The 1098-nt window shown below is 61.8% G+C and carries 1 protein-coding gene; it reads left to right on the top strand.

The features are described from left to right. Positions 1-83: 83 nt before the first annotated feature. On the top strand, positions 84-1098 hold a 1015-nt coding region (locus WKW82_RS40575), incomplete at its 3' end, for an IS630 family transposase (RefSeq protein WP_340348856.1).

Raw genomic sequence — 1098 nt, 5'->3', positions numbered from 1 at the left:
CTAGTGTCCTGAGTTAGAAATTCATTGAATTAATTGTCTGCCGGCGGATCAATCGTGTAGTGTGGCAACACGACGAGGTGATCATGAGAGGCAGACCCAAGACACAACTCGTGCTCAGCGCTACGGAGCGCGAGCAACTCACGGCATTGACCTTGCGACGCAAGACCGCGCAGGCGCTGGCACTGCGAGCACGCATCGTGCTGGGTTGTGCTGACGGCATGGAGAACAACGCAGTCGCCGTTCGCCAGCGCGTGACGCCACAAACGGTTTCCAAATGGCGCGCGCGCTTCGTGAAACACCGTCTGGATGGGCTGCTTGATGCACCTCGCCCGGGCGCCCCACGCAGCATTGACGATGCGCGTGTTGATGCGGTGATCGCGCGCACGTTGGAGTCGATTCCTGCGGATGCGACCCACTGGAGCACGCGCACCATGGCGCGCGAGATGGACCTGTCGCAAACGGCCGTCGCGCGCATCTGGCGTGCCTTCGGCTTGCAGCCGCACCGCCAGGAGACATTCAAACTGTCCAGCGATCCGCTGTTCGTGGAGAAGGTGCGTGACATCGTGGGCTTGTACCTGGATCCTCCGCTCAAGGCCATGGTGCTGTGTGTGGACGAAAAAAGCCGGATTCAGGCGCTGGACCGCACGCAACCCATCCTGCCACTGGCCCCCGGCGTCCCCGAGCGGCGCACCCACGACTACATGCGCCATGGCACGACGACCCTGTTCGCGGCACTGGACATCGCCACCGGCGAGGTGATCGGCGAACTCCACCGGCGCCACCGCAGCAGCGAGTTCTTGCAGTTCCTGCGTACCGTAGAGGCCAACGTGCCGGGCGGCTTGGACATCCATCTCGTGATGGACAACTACGGCACGCACAAGACCGCGACGATCCGCAATTGGTTTACCCGCCATCCGAGGTTCCACGTGCACTTCACGCCCACCTCGGCTTCCTGGCTCAACCAGGTCGAGCGCTGGTTCGCCACCCTCACTGAGAAGTACATCCGCCGTGGCACCCATCGATCGACACGCCAACTTGAGCAAGCAATCAAGCAGTATCTGGCCATCAACAACGCCAATCCTCACCCTTTCAACTGGG

It is taken from the genome of Variovorax rhizosphaerae, assembly GCF_037889975.1.
Lineage (GTDB): Bacteria > Pseudomonadota > Gammaproteobacteria > Burkholderiales > Burkholderiaceae_C > Variovorax > Variovorax rhizosphaerae.
This window is presented reverse-complemented; position numbering and strand designations above follow the sequence as displayed.